The sequence below is a fragment of the Pseudomonas sp. JDS08PS003 genome (assembly GCF_045013505.1).
GTDB lineage: Bacteria > Pseudomonadota > Gammaproteobacteria > Pseudomonadales > Pseudomonadaceae > Aquipseudomonas > Aquipseudomonas protegens_B.
The window spans coordinates 2657992-2678628 of the sequence record NZ_CP120724.1; the positions used below are offsets into that span (position 1 = coordinate 2657992).

Below are 20637 nucleotides of genomic sequence, written 5' to 3' on the forward strand. Positions count from 1 at the left end.
ATGCGGGTCTTTGCCACAGCGATGCAGGCGCTGCTGAGCCACTGGCGTCAGCATCCGGTGCAGTTTTTCAGTGTGCTCACCGGACTCTGGCTGGCCACCAGCCTGTTGACCGGGGTCCTGGCCCTCAACAGTCAGGCCCGGGACAGCTATGCCCGGGCCAGCCAGTTGATCGGCGGCGAGCCCCAGGCCAGCCTGAGCAGCGCCAATGACGCGAGTTTTTCCCAGCAGTGGTTCGTCGACCTGCGCCGTGCCGGCTGGCCGGTGTCGCCGGTGCTCCAGGGGCGGGTGCTGCTCAAGGATCACCCGGACCAGCCCCTGCAAGTGATGGGCATCGAGCCGTTATCGCTGCCCGCCAGCTCCGCGGTGGCCGGGCAGGTCCTGGGGCTGCAACAGATGGTCGAGTTCTTCAGTGCGCCGGGCACCACCTGGCTGGCGCCGCAGACTCTGGCCAGCCTGGGCGTCCAAGAGGGCGGGCAACCCCAGGTACTGGATGGCCAGCGTTTGCCGCCGCTGCGGGTGCGGGCGGACATGGCCCCGGGGCTGCTGTTGATGGACATCGGCTTTGCCCAGCAGGTGCTGGGCCAGCCCGGGCAATTGAGCCGCTTGCTGCTGCCCAAGGACTTTGCCGCCCAGGCGCCGCCACTGCCGAGGGCACTGGCGGGGCAACTGGTGCTGCGTCAGGGCGAAGCACAGAGCGACCTGGCGCGCCTGACCGAAAGCTTTCACCTGAACCTGGATGCCCTGGGATTTCTCTCCTTTGTGGTGGGGCTGTTTATCGTGCATGCCGCCATCGGCCTGGCCCTGGAGCAGCGGCGCGGTTTGCTGCGCACCCTGCGTGCCTGCGGGATCAGTGCACGGCTGCTGATCGGCTGCCTGAGCGTAGAGCTGGGAGGGTTGGCGCTGTTGGGCGGTGTGGCTGGTGTGGTCAGCGGCTACCTGCTGGCCGGGCTGTTGCTGCCGGACGTGGCCGCCAGCCTGCGGGGCTTGTACGGCGCGCAAGTGCCGGGGCAGTTGAGCCTGAGTCCCTGGTGGTGGTTCAGCGGCATCGGCCTCAGTCTGCTGGGGGCCTTGCTGGCCGGTGGCGCCAGTCTGTTACGGGCGGCGCGCCTGCCGTTGCTGGCCCTGGCCAACCCCCAGGCCTGGCATCAGGCCCATGCCCGCTGGTTGCGGCGCCAGGGCTGGATTGCCTCTCTGGCGTTGTTCGTCGCCCTGGCGGCGTGGCGTTGGGGTGACAGTCTGGCCAGCGGTTTCGTGCTGATGGCGGCTTTGCTGCTGGCGGCGGCCCTGGGCTTGCCGGTGCTGCTCAATGCCGTGCTGGGCCGTTTGCTGGGGCGCAGTCGCGGGGTGCTGGGGCAGTGGTTTCTCGCCGATTGCCGGCAGCAGTTGCCCGCCCTGAGCCTGGCCCTGATGGCCTTGCTCCTGGCCCTGGCGGCGAACATCGGCGCCGGCAGCATGACCGCCGGTTTTCGCCAGACCTTCAACGACTGGCTGGAGCAGCGCTTGAGCGCCGAGCTTTACGTCAACCCGCAAAGTCCCGAACAGGCTCGGCAATTGCTGGACTGGCTGCCGCGTCAGCCCCAGGTAGCGGCGGTGCTGCCCAGCTGGCAGGTGGCGTTGCAGGTTCAGGGCTGGCCGGCGGACCTGTACGGGGTGATCGACCATCCGAGCTATCGCCAGCATTGGCCATTGCTGGAGGCCCTGGGGCCCGATCCCTGGGCGCAGTTGGCGGCGCACGACAGCCTGATGCTCAGCGAGCAGTTGGCCCGGCGACTCAAGGTCCGCCTGGGGGATCGCCTGGAACTGGCGGTGCCTGCCGGGCATTGGGCGCCCCAGGTGGTGGGGATCTATGCCGACTACGGCAATCCCAAGGGGCACTTGCTGGTGAATGCGCAGCACCTGCTGGAGCATTGGCCGCAGCTGGCGCCGAGCCGTTTCAACCTGCGCCTGGAACCGGGTGCGGTTGCGCCGCTGATCGGCGCGCTGCAACAGCAGTTTCACCTGGACGACAGCCGGATCATCGATCAGGCCCGGCTCAAGGGCTGGTCACTGCAGGTCTTCGAGCGCACCTTCGCCGCCACGGCGGCGCTCAATAGCCTGACCCTGGGGGTGTCCGGCGTGGCGCTGTTCATCAGCTTGCTGACCCAGAGCCAGAGCCGCCTGGGGCAGTTGGCGCCACTCTGGGCCCTGGGGGTGGGCCGGCGCCAGTTGATGCTGCTGAACCTCGGGCAGACCTGGCTGTTGGCGGTGCTCACCCTGATGCTGGCGTTGCCCCTGGGGATTGTCCTGGCCGGGTGCCTGAACAGCGTGATCAATGTCCAGGCCTTTGGCTGGAGCCTGCCGTTGCGGGTGTTTCCATGGCAGCTCCTGCAACTGCTGGGCTTGGCCATGCTGGCCACTCTGGCGGCCTCGGCCTGGCCGCTGTTCAAGCTGTACCGTGCACAACCGGCGGATTTGCTGAGGACCTTTGCCCATGAAGATTGATTGCCGGTGGCTGTCGCTGCTGCTTCTGGCCCTGGCGCTGGCCGGCTGCGACCAGGACGCCGCGGCGCCCCAGGGTTTCGCCGGGCTGGGCAATGAGGCCTCGGCCTTTACCCCGGTGCTGCCGGGGCGCAGGTTCAGCTTTCCTGCCGATCATGGCCCCCACGACGGTTTTCGCATCGAGTGGTGGTACCTGACCGCCGACCTGAAGGACGCCCAAGGCCGGCATTTCGGCGTGCAATGGACGCTGTTTCGCAGCGCCTTGCGCGCCGCGCCCGAGCAGCCGGGCTGGGGCGCACCGCTGGTCTGGCTGGGGCACGCGGCGGCCACTTCGGCCAACAGTCACCATGCCGCCGAGCGTTTTGCCCGGGGCGGGGTGGGGCAGGCCGGGGTCACGGCGCAGCCGTTCCAGGCCTGGATCGATGACTGGCGTTTCACCAGCCTGTCCGCCGGGGACAATCCCCTGGCACAGATGCAGGTGCAGGCCAGCGGGCCGGGGTTCGCCTATCGGTTGCACCTGTCCAGCAGCCAGCCTCTGGTGCTGCAGGGCGCGGGCGGCTACAGCCGCAAGTCGGACCAGGGCCAGGCGTCCTATTACTACAGCCAGCCGTTCTTCCAGGCGTCGGGGCAGTTGCAGATCGACGGCCAACACTATGAGGTCAGCGGCCCGGCGTGGCTCGATCGGGAGTGGAGCAGCCAGCCCCTGGCCGCCGACCAGACCGGCTGGGACTGGTTCTCCCTGCACCTGGACAACGGTGAACGCTTGATGCTGTTCCAGGTGCGGGAAAACAATCGCGCGCCTTACATCACCGGCACCTGGATCAGCGCCGATGGCCATACCCAGAGCCTGGGGCGCGAGCAGATCCGCATGACCCCGGTGGACTATTCCCAGGTACTGGGGCGTCGCCTGCCTACGTCCTGGCACTTGCAGATCCCCGACAAGGGGCTGGACATCAACACCCGAGCGCTCAATCCCCAGGCCTGGATGAACCTGAGCATTCCTTACTGGGAGGGGCCTGTGCACTTGAGCGGCAGTCACAGCGGCAGCGGTTACCTGGAGATGACCGGGTATTGAGGGGGAGGGCGTTCTTCCCGGTGAAAGCCGTCAAGGCGTCTATGCTCAGGGGCCTGGTCTGAACCCACGGACAGGTTTTTTCAACCACTAAGGAAGGTCGAACCATGAAAACCCTCAATACCCTGACCCGCGCCATCGCCCTGGCCACTGTGCTCGGTGCTGCCAGCCTCAGCGCCCACGCTGCGGATATCCCGCTGTCGGGCGCCATTGAAGCCGACCAACTGGTGACCAAGGTCATCTCGGTGGATGCCGCCAAGCATCAGGTGGTGCTGGAGGGCGCCGGTGGCAAGCCGGTGCATGTGCAACTCAGTGACCAGGCCAAGGACCTGGGGCATTTGAAGAGCGGCGATCAGGTCAAGGTCACCGTGACCCACTCGGTGGTGGCGGTGCTGGATACCGATGTGCACAAAGGCAAGCCGGAGGCTGCCGAATCCACCGGTGTGGTGCGCGCCACGGCGGACAATCCCCACCCGGGCGGCGCGGCGTATCGCCAGGTGCAGGTGCAACTGAAGATCACCGACATCGATCTGAAGAAGAACCAGCTGACCTTCGAAGGCCCGGCGGGCAACAAGAAAGTAGTGAGCGTGGAGAAACCCGAAGTCCAGCAGCGCCTCAAGGACCTCAAGGTCGGTCAGAGCGTACTGGTGACCTACACCGATATCCTGCAGGTCACCACCGCCAACGAGGGCTGATGCGGCAGGGCTGGGGGGCGTATTGCTCCGGGAGTTGCGGATAATGCTGGTGTCCAGTTTTATTCAGAATCTGCTCACGGACTTTCCCCCTCAGTTGCACTAGAATGCCAATCGTTCGCCCGGTGCAAGGGCTCTTTACCGGTGCATGGATTGCCAAGGCCAGAGCACTGGGCGAACACCCTCCCTGAGTCCTGTACTGCGACTGCCGTATCCTGCGAGCACTGCGTTTTGTGACTGTCGCGTCCTGCGTTTTTCGAGCCCTTGAAAGGCGCTCGGCCTCCCATTCAAACACTCCCCGGCAGGTTTGCTGTGCTGCGCCGTGGTTCGTCGTGGGCGCTCAAAGGGCAATGGGCTGCAGGCTGACCTGGCGGGCGCGGAGGCTGACCCACTGGGGTGTGCACTCGGGGCCGCCCAGAAGGGACAGAAGGACGATCGATTGGCCTATTGCCAGAGCCGCGACACCCTCTTCCTCGACCCGAACCAGGTGCCCGCTGACTTGCAAGGCCCCCTGGTCCCAGTGCAGGCGGGCCGGGCCGTGGGTACAGGGCTCCAGGTTGTCATTCCAGCTGAATTCGTCTTCCAGGCTCAGTTCCACTTCATAGTCTTGCCCGACCTGCGGCCGGGGCCCCAACCAGTGGCCGCGGCCGTTGCCGAAGGCACTGGAGAAGCCGACGCAGAGGTCTTGCGCTGCAGTGAGGTGGATATCCGTCAGGGTGATACGCATGCCAGGGTTTCCCGATAGGCAGTGAATGAGAGTGGCGCCAAGCTGTTTGCGCGGTTGCCGCGCCGGGCAAGGCTGAAGGCTCTGCCGGCGTCTGGCAAGTGCCCACGGTTTTTCATTGCGCAGTCGCGGGGCCTTCAACAAAATGGCCGACTGCTCCGCGGGACCGCTCGCGGAGGTGGATGGTAGTGGAGATCCTGGATTGATCTGGTTGAAGCGTTTTCTCATGTCGATCGGCGCACTGACGCTGATACTGGTTGCCCTCGGGATTGCCTGGACGAGCCCTTTCAAAGAAGCCGTGCACACATTGCCGGAACATCCCCTAGCCCGGTGGCAGGGCGGTGTCGATGGTGGGTACTACGTTGAAGTCACCCGCAGCGAAGCGCCTTACTACTTCGTCCAGATGCGTTATGAAAGCGGCGACCTGTGGTCCGAGGGCTGGCTGCGGCATGAGCACGGCGGCGGTGCTCCGTTCAGCGCTGACGATGTGATCGCCTTTGACGGCGACGGGGTGATTTACCTGCAGCAACGCAAGGTGCTGGCCGACGACAAGTCCGGGGCCCGTTGAGCCCCGGAGTGCGACCTATTGGTTGCGGGTGTCGCTGCCGTAGGCATCCCATAGCTTGTTGCGAAACTTGTTGTGCGGATCGACCCGCGCCTTCAGCGCCAGAAACTCCCCCGCCCGCGGATAGGCCGCCCGAAACTGCTGCGCGGTGGCGTGGATCTGATAGGGCAAGTAGTAGCTGCCGCCGCGCTTGATGGCGCTGTCCACCAGGGCGCGGGTCCATTCGCCGACCTCATTGCGCTCGGCCTGCGCGGTGCTCTGCTGGTAGTACAGCACCAGGGCGAAGACCTCGGTCTTGGCCCAGGCCAACAGGGTGCCGGGGTCGGCCTTGGCGTGGCGGATCGACAGGTTGATCACATTGACCTTGTGCGCCCGCAGGGTCGCGCCCATTTCAGCGACGAAGCTTTCCAGCTGGTCGGGGGGTACGAAGTATTCCTGCAGCACGTAGGTGCGCTTGGCCCGGGAGCCGGGTTCCAGTTCACGCACGTCGAGGCTGGCTTCGTGGTTGCGCCAGGACACTTGGGGCTTCTTCAGCACCAGGGGGTCGATCACCTCTTGGCGCAGGGTCTTGCCCCCGGGCCATTGGCTCACCACTTTCAGGGCTTTCTGTTCTTTCCAGTAGTTCTGGTCCAGGGGCGTGAGGCGTTCCTTGACCGTTACCGGCAGGTCGGTCTGGCTGTAGGAAACCGCGCGCAGGGTCTGGTACTGGTCGGGGTAGAGCACGGCGTTATGCAGAATGACCTTGGGGTTGTGCTCGACCTGGGCGAGGAAGTAGGGGCGGTAGTCGCTCAGGGGCATTTCTTCGAAGCTGCGCAGCAGGCGCACGTTGTCGCTCAGGCGCAAGGTGGCTTCGACTATCACCCCGAGGCCGCCGTAGCCGCCGATGGCGCCGTAGAACAGTTCGGCGTTGCTGTGGGGGCTGGCCTCGACCACCTGGCCGTCGGCCAGCACCAGCTTGATGGATTTCACCGAGGTCACCAGCGGTCCATAGCCGACGTAGCGGCCATGGGCGTTGACGCTCAGGGCGCCGCCGACGGTGAAATTGGCGTAGCTCTGCATGATGCTCACGGACAGATCGTAGGGGTCGATGAAACTCTGCAGGGCGCGCCAGGTGATACCGGGCTGCACGGTGATTTCCTTGTGCTCCCGGGAGAAGCCGAGCACCCGGTCGAAGCCGCGCATATCGATCTGCAAGGCATGCTCGGTGGCGGTCTGGCCGCCCATGCTGTAGCGGCCGCCGCCAATGGCGATGGGGCCAGGGTGTTCGGCCACCAGTTTGACGATCTGCTCCAGGGTGGTGGGGCGGGCCACCTGGTCCACCACGATGGGGTTGAGCTGGGTGATGTCGTTGACGGTTTCTGCTGCGTGGGTGCTCAGCGCTGCGCCGAGGGCACAGCATAAAAGCAGGGCGGTCGCGAATCTCATGTCGCCGTGTCCATCCTTGGTGGTGGCGCGCCGCGGGTTCGGGCGCAAGTGACGGCAGAATAGCGCTCCGGCCAGGCCATGACCATGGGGGGAAACGACGGCAGGGGAGACGGCATCGACCCGCAAGGCCGATGCCGGACAGGGCTCAGAGCGCAGGCAGGCCCAGGCTGGCGGCGCATTGCTCCAGGGAGCGCTGCTGGGTCTGGGCGTAGAGCTGCAACTCATCCAGGGTGGCGCGGCCCAGGGCCGTTTCGAAGGCCTGGCGGTTGGAGTGTGCGGCGTAGTGGCTCTGGCTGTCGTCCCCCAGGTTGGACTGGAAGATCCCGGCGGCGCTCACTGGCAGGAAGTCCTCATACACCAGGGGTTCGGCCCGCAGGTGCCCGGCCGCCAGCAGCGCTGACAAGGTGGTGGGCCGCTGGGGCTGGTTGCGCGCCGCCAGTCCGGCGTCGCTGACGAAGTAGCGGAAATAGGCCAGGCCCTGTTCACGCATGGCGTCGTGGTTGTCGGGGAACTCGTCGAAGTGCGCCTGCATCAGCTGGTTGTAGCGCTGGGCGTTGCTCTCGCTGGGGAAGTCTCCCAGGGCGTCGCGGGCCGCGTTCAGCAGGCGGTCGTAGAGGGCCCGGCCCTTGGGCGTCAGTGCCGCGCCGCGTTGCTCGATCTCGCCGAAGCGGGCGCTGTGGCTGCCCTGGCGCAGGTCCTGGTCGGTGAAGGCCACGCTTTCCTCCAGGGCCTTGAAGCTGGTCTGGCGCAGCAGGATCGGGCACGCCCGGCGGGGCGGACCCTCGATCACCGCCTTGGGGGTGATGCCGTGCTCGGGCATCAGCCGTTGCACTTCATCGATATCCAGGGTCCGCGGGGTCAGGTGATTGATGTGCGGGCCCTTGAACGCCACCACATCGGCGATCAACCGGTGCTGGGCGCTGAGGCTGGCGTACTGGGCGGCGGTCACTGTGGCGTGGTGGTGCCAGCGGAAGGTCTCCAGGGCTTCCTGAATGAAGCGTTGGGCATCGCGGTCATCCAGGCCACCCTGGGCGTGGGCCTGTTCGATCAGTTCCAGCACTTTGGGGGTGAAGATCGAACGCCGGGCCAGCACCTGTTCGGCAAAGCGCCGCAGTTCGAGGTTGTCGATCAGTTCCAGGCGCAGCAACGAGGTGAAGACCCGGAACGGGCTGACGTGCAGGGCCTCTTCATGCACCGCGCGAAAGGCCGTGGAGTGCACCGGCACCCCGGCGGGGGTCAGGTCGTAGTAGCCCACCGGCTGCATGCCCATCACCGCGAACAGCCGGGCCAGGGTTGCCAGCTCGGCGGCGCTGCCGACACGGATGGCGCCGTGGCGCTCCAGGTCCAGGCGCTGCAGTTCGCCGCTGTGCTGCAAGTGCCGGGCAATGGCCGGCTGCTGTTCCAGGACCTGGGCATTGACCTGCGCCACCAGCTCCATCAAGGCGCCGTAGAGGGGCACCTCCTCACGGTACATATCCGACATCGCCCGGGAAAATCCCTGGCGGATCAGATCAGGACTGACGAAGTGCTGGTTGCTCATGGACAGGGTTCCCGTGACAGTGGATCGAGGCATGAAAAGGGCGGGGCGGCCTTGATTCTGCTGGGGGCTGCGGGGGCTGACAAACGAAGTTTCCTCTGAACTTCATTCTGCAAATGAATGCATGGCGCGCGACCCCGCTCCGGCTGGTGGAAGGCTGGAGGTTGAGCGCCGCAGATTCCCGCCGTGCGGGCCCGACCGGGCACGGGTAGGGGGTGTACACTGATGGCGCTTTGAACCCATGCTGATAGACTTTCACCGGTTGATGGGTACCCACTCGATCCACCTTTTCCATCGCTGGACGGAGGCGACTTGGCCCCTGCGCAGTACACCAGAGGGAAGGGACTGTCACTGGCCAGGAGGCTTTACACCTCGCGTACCCTGGGCCTGGCCCTGGGCTTTTTCTGCGTCGCCACGGGCATGTCGCCGCTGCAACCGGCGCCCTGGGTCTGGGGCTTCATGCTGTTCAACGCCTTCGCCTGGCCGCACCTGGCCTATCAGTGGGCCCGATTGTCCCGGGTGCCGTTTCGTGCCGAGTACCGCAACCTGCTGATGGATTCGCTGCTGGGCGGGTTCTGGGTCGCGGCCATGCATTTCAATCCGCTGCCGCTGGCCACCACCCTGGGCATGATGGCGATGAACAATATCGCCCTGGGCGGGGTGCGTTTCTTTCTGGCCGGTTGTGGGGCCCAGGTCCTGGGCATCGGCATCGGCCTGTGGGTGTTCGGGCCGTCGTTCATTGCCCTGACCACGCCGGAGCAGTTGTATGCCTGCCTGCCGATGCTGACCCTGTACCCGATGGCGCTGGGCTACATCTGCTACCAGCAGGCAGTGACCCTGGGTCGGCACAAGCGCGAGCTGCTGGCCCTGAGTCGTACCGACAGCCTGACCGGGCTGCTCAACCACGGCGCCTGGAAGGACCAGCTGGAGATCGAGTTCCAGCGTTGCCAGCGCCAGACCCATGGCGGCGCCATCGCCCTGATCGACATCGATCACTTCAAGGCCATCAACGACACCTACGGCCATGTGGCCGGGGATGTGGTGCTGCGCCAGTTGAGCAAGATCCTCAAGCAGAACCTGCGAGTCAGTGATCAGGCCGGGCGTTATGGTGGCGACGAGTTCTGCGTGATCCTGCCGGACGTGCCGCTGGAACATGCCGCCGACCTGATGGAAGCCCTGCGCGGGCGTTTCGCGGCCCTGGGTTACGAACAGAGTCCGACGTTGCAGGTGAGCTTGAGCATTGGCCTGGCGGCGTTCAGCTCCATGCACGAGGACGCCATGGGTTGGTTGAACGATGCCGACCAGGCCTTGTATGCCGCTAAGACCTGCGGTCGCAACAACGTCACCTGCCATCCGCCGGAACTGCCTTCGCGCAGGGTGTTGAATCCCCTGTAATACCTGCCTCTTGTCGGGCTTGCCCGCGATAGCACCGGGGGTACGCCCCGGGGATGGTGGTGCTCCCTTCGCCGGCAAGCCGGCTTCTACAGAGGCTGTGGTTGGTAGGAGCGGGCTTGCCCGCGAAAGCGTCGGGAGGGACGCCGCGAGGTTGGCGGTGTTCCATTCGCCGGCAAGCCGGCTCCTACGGGGCGGGGTGCAGGCGCCGGGCCAGTTCCAGCGCGGTGCGGCCGCTGGCGATGCCCGGTACCAGTTGGGTGAAGGGGATGTCGAGCAGCCGCTCCTCGCGCACCGCCCGCAGCCGCGACAGCACCGGGTCACGCTGCAGCAGCTGGCGTTTGCGCGTGGCCGGTGACCACAGGGCGTCCGCCAGGAGCAGCACGTCCGGGTCGTTGTTCAGCAGGGTTTCGCTGTCTACCGTCAGGCGCGGGCGGTCGATGGCGGCGAAGCTGTTGCGGGCCCCGGCGGCCTGCAGCAATACCCCGACAAACCCACGCTGGCCCTGGCTGGCGAGGCCGTTGACCTCGCTGTCCAGGTAGAACACCGCCGGCGTGTCGCGGCCCCGATACAAGGCTGCTGCCGCGGCAAGGTCGGCGTCCATGGCCGCGATCAGTTGCTCGGCCCGGGCTGGCTGATGCAACAGCCGGCCCAGGGTCTGCAGGTCGCGGCGTATATGCCCGAAGTAGTCCTCATCATGCCCGGCGCAGGCCGACTCCAGCAGGTAGCTGCCGACGCCGATGGCCCCCAGGCGCTCCCGGGAGCTGAAGTTGTCGGGAAACGCCGAAGCGAAGCCGCCCACCACCAGGTCGGGCTTCAGGCTGTAGAGCACCTCCGCCGACGGGTATTGCCGGGCGATCACCGGCACGCCGTGGTACTGCCCCTGAGCCTGGGCCCGACTGTCGTCGTCCAGGTAGGCGACGCCGATCATCGATGGCCCGGCGCCCAGGGCCAGCAACAGGTCGGCGCTGTGCTGGTTGAGGGCAACGATGCGCCGGGGGGCGTCCTCGACAGTCCAGGTCTTGCCGCAATTGTAATAGCTGGCCGCCAGGGCCGGGCCGGTCGCCAGCCATAGCAGCAGGCCGAGGATTTTCCTAGGCATCCGCCACCCCCGCATAAGGCGAGGGGATCAGCAGATCCTGCACCGGCTCACCTGCCAGCAGATGCCCTTGCACCAGGCGCACGACCTGGCTGTCGTCGCTGACCCGGTACCAGCAGCCATCGGGGTGCACGGTCAGCACCGGCCCCAGGTTGCAGGGGAACTGGCAGGCGGTGCGAGTCAGCAGCACGCCGCCGGGGGTTTCCATGTGCTCAAGGCGCAGCAGTTCACGGCGCAGGGTCTTCCACAGCGCCAGGGCACCGCGGCGCACGCAGCGCGGGCCGGTGCACAGGAACACCTGCCGGGCATGGGGCGGCACCCGGGACCAGTCCGGGTCGCTGGCCACGGCATTGACCTGATCGCAGGGCAGGTGCCGTTCGCGCTGGGCGATGCTGGCACAGGCCAGCGCCGCATCCAGCCCGCGACGGCCCAGGGCCTGGGCGGTGATCCACAGCTGCGGCGCCTGGGGGTGGGCCCGGGCCAGGCGTCCCAGTTCATCGCGCAGCCAGTCCAGGTAGGCGCTGTCGGAACTGGGCTCCAGGTCCACCACCAGCAGCGCCGCGCCGTCCTCGGGCAAGGGTTCCTCCAGGGCGGCCCAGAGGCTGTCGAAGCCGTCCAGGGTGTCGATCACCCGGGTGCCGGCGTCATCGCTGCGCAGCGCCTTCAGCTCCCGGCCAAAGGCCTCGCCCAGGGCGCCGCCGTGCAGGCCGGGGCCGACGAACAGCACCCGTTGATAGTCCTTGTGCATGTCGATGGGCCTCAGAAGCGGTAGGTGTAGCGTACTTCGGTAGTGAAGGGGCGGCCGAGGTTGTCCACCGCCGGCGAGCTGCTGGTCATGCTGGTGGTGTAGTCGCGGTCGAACAGGTTCTCCACCAGCAGGCTCAGGCGATGTTGCTGGGCCCTGTCGAGGTAGCGATAGGCATCGGCGTCGACCACCGAGTAGTGGCCGTAGTCGACCTTCTTCGCGCTGTCGATCTGGCCGATGTAGCGGAGTGCACCACCCACTCCCCACTGACGATCCTCGGACTCGTAGCCCAGTCGCGAGCGGGCGAAGAAGCCGGGGATATTGCTCAGGGTCACGCCGTTGCGCGACTCCAGCAGATTGCGGGTCAGGTCCGCCGAGAGGTTCCATCGCGGGCTGAACTGCCAGCGGCCGTCGACCTCCATGCCGCGCACCTTGATCCGCCCCTCGCCATTGACCCAGTGGATGCCATCGAGGGCGATCAGGTCGTCGATCTTGCGCTGGAAGGCGGTGACGCTGGCGTTGAACTCGCCGGCCAGCAGGCTGCCCTTGTAGTCCAGGCCGAGTTCAGCATTCAGGCTCTTTTCCGGCTTGAGGTTGCGGTTGCCTTGTTCGTAGTCCTCGTTGACGAACAGCTGCTCGGCGTTGGGCAGCTTGAAGGCGCTGCCGTACTGGCCGCGCAGCTGCCAATGGGCATTGAGGTCGTACAGGGAGGTGAGCATGCCCACGGTGGCGCTCTCGCCGCCGCTCATCTTCTCGTGGCGGATGCCCAGGCTCGGATGCCAGTCGGGCAGGGCCGCGAACACCGGCCGCAACTGGGTGTACAGGGCATTGGCCTGGGCCTGGTTATTGTCGATCTTGAGCACATCGTCCTGGCCCTTGAACCACTGGTTGTCGGTGCCGAACACCAGCACATGGCCGCCGTCCAGCTCGGCCTTGCCTTCGGCCTGCAGGCCCCAGTCGGTGAAGCCCCAGTAGTCGTTACGGTTCCTGGTCACCAGACTGCCGTCTTTGAGGCTGTCGATCTTGGTGTAGCGCGTGTCCCAGTCGTTGACATGGCCCTTGATGAAGTAGCTGAAGCGCTCGCTCAGGCGCTGCTCGAAGGTCGCGGTGGCGATCTGCTGGACGCGGTCGTTGGTGGTTTTCTTGTTGTTCACCGGGCGGGCGAAATCCAGGTTGGCATCGCTGTACTGGTAGAACAGTTCCAGGCGCGAATCGTCGGCGAAGCCCTGGATCGCCTTGGCGCCGAAGGTGGTCACTTCATAGGCGCGTTTCTTGTCCCGGGTGCTGGCGCTGTAGGCGCTGTTGCGATAGGGCTGGTAACCATCGGAGACGTTGTGGCTGACATAGGCCAGCAGGCCCAGGTCGCCCAAGCCGTTGCTGAGGATGCGCTCCACCCGGGCATCGCCGCTTTGGCCCATGAAGCTGTCCAGGCCCAGGTTGACCTCGCCGGAGGTGTCGCGGGTCTGGGGGCTGCGGGTGACGATGTTGATCACCCCGGACACCGCCTGGGTACCGAACAGCAGGCTCTGGCCGCCCTTGAGCACCTCGATGCGCTCGATGGCATTGGCCGGCAAGGTGTCCAGGTACAGGCCGCCGTACAGGCGGTTGTTCAGGCGTACGCCGTCCAGCAGGATCAGGGTGTCGTCGTTGCGGCCCCCAAGCAGGGAATAGGTGCCGTAGTCGAAGGGGCCGTTTTTCGGCGCGACGTAGAGGCCGGGCACGTACATCTGCAGGACCCGGGTGATGTCGCTGCTGGGGCCGGCGCGTTCGATCTGCTGGCGATCGATGATCTCCACCTTGCTGCCGTACCTGGCCATCTCGGCCACGGTGGTGGATTCCACCGAAGGCGCGGAAACGAACTGCTGCTCCAGTTGCAAGCCGCCGTCCTCGGCCAGCAGCAGGGGGCTGAACAGGCAGCCCAGCAGGGCGCCGCCCAGGGAGCGGCGCGGTGCACGCCAGTCGCAGGCAGGGTAAGTGTTGAAGGTTGTTGTCATTCTTGGTCTTCTCGAAAGTGTCTTCGGGAAGCACGCAGGAGAAGGTATCGGCCACAGGCACGCGACCATACCGGCCCATGCCCGCCCACCGCAGGATTGCCAAACAGAAGTTCCAGGCCGGTCTCCGGGCTTGCGAGTCTGGCGGCATTCGCCTTCCCATACCTTGGGTACAGTGGCGTGTTGAATGCAGCACTCGCTTACCGTTGCGGGGGCAGCACCGGACTGGCCCTGAAGGGGCGCACCGGTTTCCCGTTTCACCTCGTGCACGGCGGCATGAGGCACCTGAAACTGGGCGGCATATGAACATTCGCCCCGGCGTTCGTCAATCTCGTGGCTACAGGGGCAGGGCGGCGCCAGGCGCGAGGGCGATTCCGGACGGGCCCAGAGGCCGCGCCGGGCAGGCCAACAGTGGCACGGCGCGTACCGAGTCCCCTGGCTGCAGTTGCAGGCGTTTGGCGGTTAGGCGGTCCACTAGCAGGCAGCCCGAAACCAGGCGCCCAGGGGCGGCGGTGATGCGGCAGCTTTCCAGGCGGCGGTTGTGAATCAGCCACACCGGCGCCTGTTCGTCCGGGCGGCCCACCAGCAAGGGCAGGGTCTGGCTTTCACGCACGCTGCGGATCTTCGCCACTTCGGCCTCGATCAGCGGCCCGCCGTCGAAGATATCGATGCAGCCCTGATGGCTGAAGCCTTCGTCGCGCAGGATGTTCACCGCCTGCTCGGTGCTCTGGTGGGCCTGGCCGATGGCCGCCTGGGCCTGTGGGCTGAGCAGGCAGGTGTACAGCGGCTGGCGCGGCATCAGTTCGGCGATGAAGGATTTGCTGCCATGGCTGGACAGGCGATTGGCCTGCTGGAAGTCCATCTTGAAGAAGTGTCGCCCCAGGCTGTCCCAGAACGGTGAGCAGCCCTGGCTGTCGAGCTGGCCACGCAATTCGGCCACCAGCTTGTCGCCGAACAGCGCCGGGTGCTCGGCGACGAACAGCAAGCGTGCAGTGGACAGCAGGCGGCCGGTGTAGCCCTGGCGCTGGTCGCGCCGCAGAAACAGCGAGCACAGCTGGGATTGCCCGGTCATCTCGTTGCACAGGAACAGGGTCGGAACCTGCTTGTCGATACCCAGCCCCGGGGCTCTGCCACGGGTGATGCCGACCCGGTAGTTGTAGCAAGGCTCGCGCAGGCCGATGGCGCCGCTCAGGCCACAAATGCCGATGACTTGCTGGTCGTCGTCCTCCAGCACGAACAGGTAGTCGGCATCGGCCCGTTCCACCTGGCTGGCGAAGGTGCGCTGAGCCCAGCGCAAGCGATGGGCCAGGCGCTCGGGGTCGGTGGAGAGGTTGTTCAACTCGCGACAGCTGCCTTCCAGCAAGGCCAGCACCCCCGGCAGATCGGTAACGCGGATCGGACGGACGATCATCGGTGGACTCCTTGCAGCGGTCCCGGGCAGCGCAGCAACAGCGGGCAACTCATAACGCGATTCCCCGTACCGGTTCGCCCGGTGTCAGTTGCAGGGCCTGGAGCATCGACAGGTCGAGCCCGACCACATCGCCCGGGGCTTCATCCAGGGGCGCGACAATGGCGCGAAATCCTTGCAGTCGGTCATTGCTCAGCAACCAGTGGCGACCGCGGCCGCTCTGGGGGCTGAGGTAGCTGATCGCGACCCGGCTCTGAACGATCGAGCGTAGCTGGTTGTTGCGGGCTTGCAGGGTCGGTCCGGCATCAAACAGGTCCACATACTGGGTAGGCGCAAAACCCTCGTCGACCAGGATGTCGCAGGCTTCTCGCGCATAGGGGTGAATCTGTCCGATGCAGTCCTGGGCCGACTGCGGCAGCATCGGGATGTACAGCGGGTACTGGGGCATGAGTTCGGCCAGAAAGCCCCGGCCCTGCAGGGCGCACAGGCGTTCGGCCTCGATGTAGGGCAGGTCGAAGAAGTGCTGGCCCACCGCCTCCCAGAACGGCGATTCGCCGGCAGCGTTGCTGTAGCCGACGATCTCGCTGATGGTGCTCTCGGCAAAACGCTGGGGGTGAGCGGCCATGAACAGCAGGCGCGCCCGGGACGTCAGCTGCGCCAGGGGCGTGCCCGACAACGCCGGGTCCACATGGAAGCTGCGCAGCAGGGTCTGTTCGCTGAGGTCCTGGCACAGGGACAGGGTCGGCACCCCGTGCTCGATGTTCAGCTCCCTGGAGCTGCTGATGAAGGGCCGGTTGCGCAGGCTGTAGAACGGCGCGGCAAAGCCCGCCGTGGCGAGAATGTCGGAGCAGCCGTGGAGCAGGCCGCTGGCAGGGTCCTCAAGCACCAGAAAGTAGTTCTCCGGGCCCTGGCTGGCCTCGGCCTTGGCGAAGGACGCCAGGGAGTCGAGGATCTTTTCCCGCAGGCAGGTTTCGTCATCCACCAGGGACGTTACGCCCAGCAGGCGTTCGCGGGCCAGGCGCCGCAGTTGGGGCAGATCGAATAACGCCACGGGACGCAAGGCCAGCATGGGTGCACTCCTGTATCAAGGGCCGCTCGCCCCGGGGGCGAACATTGGCCAGACATCACTGTCGGTTACCACGCAGTTCCACGGCCACGGCATCCGGCGGCCTGTCCCCGGGCGGCTCTTGGCGGCTGCCTCGGGGGGAAGCGCGACGCCATCCGGCGCCGCAGGGAAGTCACTTAGGGTTTGAGCGGATCGGGCAGGGCGGCACCGCTGCCCAGCTTGTTCAGCAGGAACAGGTAGACCAGCCCGGCGACTATCCAGATGGCGCCGAGTTTCTGCGCATCCACGCCCATGTTGTACATGATGGCGCTGACGATCACGAAGCCGATCACCGGGCAGATCAGGTGACGCACCACCTGGCCGGATTTCTGCCGGCGCCAGTAGAAATTGATCACCGTGATGTGCAGCAGCATGAAGCCGCTCAGGGCGCCGAAGTTGACCAGTGAGGTCAGGGTGTCCACCGAGTTGATGAACAGGTAGCAGATCAGCAGCGACAGCACCGCCACCAGGTAGATGCTGATGTGCGGGGTGTTGTGTTTCGGGTGGACCTTGGCCAGCACCTTGGGCAGCTTGCCGTCCCGGGCCATGCCGAACAGCAGGCGCGATACCGCGGCTTGCGAGGTGATGGCCACCGCCACTCCCCAGGCCAGCGCCGTGGCCACCCCGGTGAGGGTCGCCAGCCAGCTGCCGGCGGCCAGTTCGGCGATTTCATAGAAGGCGGTGTCGGCGGACTTGAAGCCCATGCCGGCGGCCAGGTCGGTGGCGATCCAGGTCTGTACCACGAAGATCGCCCCCATCACCACCAGGGTGATCAGGGCGGCGCGGCCGACGCTGCGGCCCGGGTCGCCCTTGACCTCTTCGGCCAGGGTCGAGATGGCGTCAAAGCCCAGGAACGACAGCACCGCAATCGATACGCCCTGCATCAGCATGCCGAAGTGGAAATTTTCCGGGCTGTACAGCGGCGCCAGGGTCAATTGGCCGTTGCCGGTGCCACCGTGCAGAGCGTTCCAGGCGTAGAACAGGAAGATCCCCAGGACCACCAGTTGTGCCAGCAGGAACAGGATGTTCATCCGCGCGGTGAAGGTGATACCCCGCAGGTTGACGAAGGTAGCGCTGACCAGGAACGCCAGGATAAAGCCGACCTTGGGCACTTCCGGGTACAGGTGGTTGAGGGCCATGGCCGCGTAGACGTAGAGCAGCGGCGGGATCAGCAGGTAGTCCAGGAGCATCAGCCAGCCGGCGAGAAAGCCCACGTGGGGGTTGAGGCCGCGCTGGGCGTAGGAGTAGACCGAGCCGGCGATGGGGAAGGCGCGGGCCATGGCGCCGTAGCTCAGGGCGGTGAAGACCATCGCCACCATGCCGATGATGTAGGCCAGGGGCACCATGCCCGGGGCTTCCTGGTTGACGTAGCCATAGACCCCGAACGGGGCGATGGGGATCATGAAAATCATCCCGTAGACCACCAGGTCGCGCAGGCTCAGGCCACGCTTGAGTTCCTGTTTGTAGCCGAATTCTTCAATCTCCATGAAGCAGTTCTCCTTGTAGCCAATGTAAGTGGGCGCATCCGGCGGCGAGGGTCGTCATTGACGCCTCGTGCGCCGGTCTGTGTTTGAACCTGGCAGGGTTAAAGACACACCACAGCGGTTTTTCTTGTTGTTGTACCTGTCCTGCAAACAGCCTTTGTTGCGTTCAAGCGTCTTTCAATATCCGTTACAGCAGCGGCGCCAGACAGTCGCTCCAGTGCTGCACCGCTTCAGGGCTGCGCAACAAGTCGTTGCGCACCTCGATCAGTACCGATTCCAGGCCCCGGGCATCACCGTGCACCGGCACGGTCATGTCGCTCAAGGGGTTGATCTCGTAAGGCTGGTTGCCCGCCACCTTTATCGGCAGGGTCCACAAACCTTCCAGTATTCGCGCCGCGTAGGCCGTGGCACTGCCATACAACACGCCGACTTCCAGCGCACGTGGCTGGCTGTAGTAGATCGGGGTGAAGCTGTGAATCCCCACCACGCGCACCTCGCGGCCTTCGGCCAGGCGCCGGTCGATGAGCCGCTGCAGACGCTGGTGGAACGGCGTGAACAGTTGCTGGCGGCGGTACTCGCGGGTGGCTTCGTCCAGGTGCTGATTGCCCGGCACCTGATAGATCTCGCTTTGCAGCGGGATGCTGTCGGGGGCATGTCGCGGCCGGTTCAGGTCGATCAGCAGGCGCGAATAATTGGCCGCGATCAGGGTTGCGCCCAGGGCCTGGGACAGGCTTTGGGCCAGTTCCAGGGCGCCCGGGTCCCAGGCGATATGCTCCCGGGCCGCCACCGGGTCCAGGCCCAGGTCGTGCAGGGCCGGTGGAATGTAGTGGCTGGCGTGTTCGCACACCAGGATCAGCGGATGCGTGGAGTCTTCGCGGAACAGGCGATAGGCCGGCTCGGTGTAGAACCCCAGCTCGGCAGGTTTAGTACAGGTGTCCATAGTGCTCACAGAGATCGGCAGCGGTCAGGTGCTCGGTCAGGGACACTTCCTTTTGTTTGACGGCGAAATAGGTGCTCAGCAGCTCCGGCGGCAGGGTCTGCAGCAACTCCGTGTTGCTGCGCAGGCATTCCAGGGCCTGGGTCAGGGTGCCGGGCAGGGGCACGATGCCGCTGGCCAGGCGCTGTTCGGTGCTCAGCTCGTCGGGGACCTTGTCGGTCACCGCGTTGAGGGGCAGCTTCTGTTCAATGCCCAGGCGTCCGGCGATCAGGATCACGGCCATGGCCAGGTGTGGCGAGGCGGTGGCGTCCAGGGCACGGAATTCCAGGTTGTACTGCGGCGCCACGGGCTTGCCGCCGATGTCCACGGTGGGGCAGATGCGCAGCGAGGCTTCGCGGTTGCGCAGGCCCAGGCAAGCGTAGGAGGCGCTCCAGTGATGGGGCAGCAGGCGCTCATAGGACAGCGGCGTCGGCGCGGTGAAGGCACACAGTGCCGGCAGGTGCTTGAGCACCCCGGCGGCCCAGTGCTGGCCCAGCCGCGACAGGTCGTCGCCGCTGACCGCCTGGGGATCGTAGAGCAGTGGCGTGCCGTCCAGGTCCTGCAGGCTCAGGTGCAGGTGCACCCCGTTGCACACGGCGTCCGCCGCGGTCTTGGGGGCGAAGCTGACCCGTTGCCCCAGTTGCCGGGCAATCTCCCGGGTGATCTCGCGCACGTTCACTGCGCGGTCGGCGGCGGCCAGGCCCTGGGTCGGGCGACAGGTGATCTCGTATTGCTGCTTGCCGTATTCGGGGAGGAACATTTCCGGTTCGACACCGGCCGCCCGCAATGCCGACAGCAGCCAGCCACCGAAGGCCGCGCCCTGGCGCTGGGCCTCCAGGGAGAAGGCCAGGTGCTCGCGCTGAGCGGCGCCGCTGTCGAGGTTGAACTCGTGTTCGAAGGCGGCGGTGATCTGGATGCCCAGTTCACGGTAGCGCTGCACCTCGTTGCGCAGCAGGGTCCGCGGGCAGGCGGCCCAGGGTCGGCCATCGGTCTCGCAGATGTCGGCGTGAATGAAGTCCAGGGGCGCCGACGTGGCATCCGGCCCGGCACCGACAGTGACCCGGCTCTCCAGGTCGGGAATCAGCCGCAGGTCGCCATGGGCGCCCCAGGGGTTGTCCTCGGCGATCAGGTCCTGGGGCGTCAGGGCGCTGTTGGCCGGCACCCAGCCACAGCCGCCGATCCGGTAGCGCTCCAGCTCGTCGCTGGGAAAGGAACGGCCCCGAGTGACGCCGATCAGGTCGGTGGTGACGATGCTGGTCATGGCCAATGGCGTCAGGGCCTCGATGCCCTGGCCGCGACTCATCCGCGGATCTCCCGCAGGCGGCCGAGCACGGTGTTGGTGTCGGTGATCCAGCAGTAGCCCTTGATCGCGTTGAGGCAGGCCTGGTGCCGGGTATCGCCATAGGTGGCGCAGGCGTCCTCGACCAGGGTCACCAGATAACCGCGGTCGGCGGCGTCGCGCACCGCCATGTCCACGCACTGGTCGGTGACGATCCCGGCGATGATCAGGTGGCGGGTTTCCAGGTTGCGCAGCACGTAGTCGATGTTGGTGGAGTTGAACACCCCGGAAGAGGTTTTGGGCAGGACGATCTCGTTTTCCACCGGCGTCAGCTCGTCGATGATCGCTGCCTGGGGGCTGCCCTTGGGCAAGTGCATGTCCGACAGCTTGTGGTCCAGGGAGCGGTCACGGCCGTCGGCGGTCAGGCTTTCGATAATGGTGTGCAGCACGTTCTGGCGTGCTTCGCGCACCGCTGCCAGGAGGCGTTGCTGGTTGGGGATCACCTGTTCCCGGGCTCGCTTGAGAAAGGCCTCGCCCTCGGGGCCTTGCAGGTGCGGGTCGAACTGCGGTTCGAGCCAGGCGCGCTGCATGTCCACCAGCAGCAGGGCGGTGTGATCGACGACGAAGGGCAAGTCCCGGGGCGAACGGTGGGGCAGGCTGAACAT

At 66.0% G+C, this 20637-nt stretch carries 17 protein-coding genes and 1 riboswitch; of the genes, 5 read left to right on the forward strand and 12 right to left on the reverse strand.

The window, feature by feature from the left end; genetic code table 11:
• The 3 genes from P7C00_RS12215 (at position 1) to P7C00_RS12225 (ending at position 4245) form a co-directional block, all read left to right on the forward strand.
• Complete coding sequence (locus P7C00_RS12215) at positions 1-2481, forward strand: FtsX-like permease family protein (RefSeq protein ID WP_404939184.1); 2481 nt, start codon at positions 1-3, stop codon at positions 2479-2481.
• Complete coding sequence (locus tag P7C00_RS12220; RefSeq protein ID WP_404939186.1) at positions 2471-3553, forward strand: lipocalin-like domain-containing protein; 1083 nt, start codon at positions 2471-2473, stop codon at positions 3551-3553. The genes P7C00_RS12215 and P7C00_RS12220 overlap by 11 nt, the downstream gene beginning before the upstream one ends.
• Before the next feature lie 104 nt (positions 3554-3657).
• Positions 3658-4245 (forward strand): hypothetical protein, encoded by a 588-nt coding sequence (locus P7C00_RS12225; protein WP_404939188.1) that lies wholly within the window; start codon positions 3658-3660, stop codon positions 4243-4245.
• A 337-nt stretch (positions 4246-4582) separates the two neighbouring features.
• Here P7C00_RS12225 and P7C00_RS12230 read toward each other — a convergent pair whose 3' ends face one another.
• On the reverse strand, positions 4583-4969 hold the full coding sequence (locus P7C00_RS12230) for a hypothetical protein (RefSeq protein WP_404939190.1): 387 nt from the start codon (positions 4967-4969) through the stop codon (positions 4583-4585).
• 208 nt (positions 4970-5177) lie between these two features.
• Here P7C00_RS12230 and P7C00_RS12235 point away from each other — a divergent pair, with 208 nt between their 5' ends.
• Positions 5178-5534 (forward strand): hypothetical protein, encoded by a 357-nt coding sequence (locus P7C00_RS12235; protein WP_317072614.1) that lies wholly within the window; start codon positions 5178-5180, stop codon positions 5532-5534.
• A gap of 15 nt (positions 5535-5549) precedes the next feature.
• Here P7C00_RS12235 and P7C00_RS12240 read toward each other — a convergent pair whose 3' ends face one another.
• Together P7C00_RS12240 and P7C00_RS12245 are read right to left on the reverse strand one after the other, a co-directional pair.
• Complete coding sequence (locus tag P7C00_RS12240; protein WP_346635715.1) at positions 5550-6956, reverse strand: FAD-binding oxidoreductase; 1407 nt, start codon at positions 6954-6956, stop codon at positions 5550-5552.
• 145 nt (positions 6957-7101) lie between these two features.
• Positions 7102-8496 (reverse strand): VOC family protein, encoded by a 1395-nt coding sequence (locus P7C00_RS12245; protein WP_346635716.1) that lies wholly within the window; start codon positions 8494-8496, stop codon positions 7102-7104.
• A gap of 309 nt (positions 8497-8805) precedes the next feature.
• Between P7C00_RS12245 and P7C00_RS12250 the strand changes: the two genes are divergently transcribed.
• Complete coding sequence (locus tag P7C00_RS12250) at positions 8806-9888, forward strand: diguanylate cyclase (protein ID WP_346635717.1); 1083 nt, start codon at positions 8806-8808, stop codon at positions 9886-9888.
• Positions 9889-10072: 184 nt separating this feature from the next.
• On the opposite strand, the gene P7C00_RS12255 is transcribed toward P7C00_RS12250, so the two are convergent.
• The 9 genes from P7C00_RS12255 to P7C00_RS12295 form a co-directional block, all read right to left on the reverse strand.
• Complete coding sequence (locus tag P7C00_RS12255) at positions 10073-10987, reverse strand: ABC transporter substrate-binding protein (protein ID WP_404939192.1); 915 nt, start codon at positions 10985-10987, stop codon at positions 10073-10075.
• Positions 10980-11732, reverse strand: a complete 753-nt coding sequence (locus P7C00_RS12260; RefSeq protein ID WP_404939194.1) for a (2Fe-2S) ferredoxin domain-containing protein — start codon at positions 11730-11732, stop codon at positions 10980-10982. Before P7C00_RS12260 ends, P7C00_RS12255 begins: the two co-directional genes overlap by 8 nt.
• Positions 11733-11743: 11 nt before the next feature.
• Positions 11744-13792, reverse strand: coding sequence for a TonB-dependent receptor plug domain-containing protein (locus P7C00_RS12265; RefSeq protein ID WP_404939196.1), 2049 nt, complete (start codon positions 13790-13792; stop codon positions 11744-11746).
• 28 nt (positions 13793-13820) lie between these two features.
• A riboswitch (cobalamin riboswitch) is annotated at positions 13821-14024 on the reverse strand.
• Between the two features lie 33 nt (positions 14025-14057).
• On the reverse strand, positions 14058-15131 hold the full coding sequence (locus tag P7C00_RS12270) for an arginine N-succinyltransferase (protein WP_404939198.1): 1074 nt from the start codon (positions 15129-15131) through the stop codon (positions 14058-14060).
• 49 nt (positions 15132-15180) lie between these two features.
• Positions 15181-16197, reverse strand: coding sequence for an arginine N-succinyltransferase (locus tag P7C00_RS12275; protein ID WP_404939200.1), 1017 nt, complete (start codon positions 16195-16197; stop codon positions 15181-15183).
• Positions 16198-16370: 173 nt separating this feature from the next.
• The gene (locus P7C00_RS12280; protein ID WP_123723563.1) at positions 16371-17720 is read right to left on the reverse strand and encodes an APC family permease; all 1350 of its coding nucleotides are present in this window, start codon (positions 17718-17720) and stop codon (positions 16371-16373) included.
• 184 nt (positions 17721-17904) lie between these two features.
• On the reverse strand, positions 17905-18657 hold the full coding sequence (locus P7C00_RS12285) for an N-formylglutamate amidohydrolase (protein WP_404939202.1): 753 nt from the start codon (positions 18655-18657) through the stop codon (positions 17905-17907).
• A complete protein-coding gene (locus tag P7C00_RS12290) occupies positions 18641-19996 on the reverse strand; it encodes a glutamine synthetase family protein (RefSeq protein WP_404939204.1) in 1356 nt (451 codons plus the stop codon). The genes P7C00_RS12285 and P7C00_RS12290 overlap by 17 nt, the downstream gene beginning before the upstream one ends.
• Positions 19993-20637, reverse strand: coding sequence for an isochorismatase family cysteine hydrolase (locus P7C00_RS12295; protein WP_346635725.1), 645 nt, complete (start codon positions 20635-20637; stop codon positions 19993-19995). The genes P7C00_RS12290 and P7C00_RS12295 overlap by 4 nt, the downstream gene beginning before the upstream one ends.